The sequence below is a fragment of the Pseudomonas sp. DrBHI1 genome (assembly GCF_002205115.1).
Lineage (GTDB): Bacteria > Pseudomonadota > Gammaproteobacteria > Pseudomonadales > Pseudomonadaceae > Aquipseudomonas > Aquipseudomonas mosselii.
Genome location: NZ_NIBE01000092.1, coordinates 1 through 327, shown reverse-complemented (window position 1 = coordinate 327; position 327 = coordinate 1). Strand labels below are relative to the sequence as shown.

At 59.0% G+C, this 327-nt stretch carries 1 protein-coding gene; it reads right to left on the bottom strand.

Annotation, left to right across the window (positions count from 1 at the left end; all coding sequences use genetic code 11):
- Positions 1–327 (bottom strand): transposase (locus CC207_RS18975; protein ID WP_143496137.1); only part of this gene is annotated, 327 nt, incomplete at both ends.

The window sequence follows — 327 nt, the reverse complement described above, 5'->3', positions numbered from 1 at the left end:
CGTTTTATATTGCGTGTGCCGAGTGGCAATGGCCCAAGCGATGCGTGCCAGTTTGTTGGCCAACGCGCAGGCCACCACATTGGAGTGACGTCGCGCGAGCAATGAACGCACCCAATCGGCCAATGGGCCTTTCTGATACTTCAGGCGAAGCATGTAGACCCGTGCGCACAGCACCAGCAAATGCCGAAGGTTCTTGTCGCCACGCTTGCTGATCCCCAGCAAAGCTGGCCTACCACCAGTGCTGTACTGGCGGGGCACCAGACCTACAGAGGCCGCAAAGTCCCGGCTACTGCCGTACTGCCGAGCATCTCCCATTTCTACAGCCAG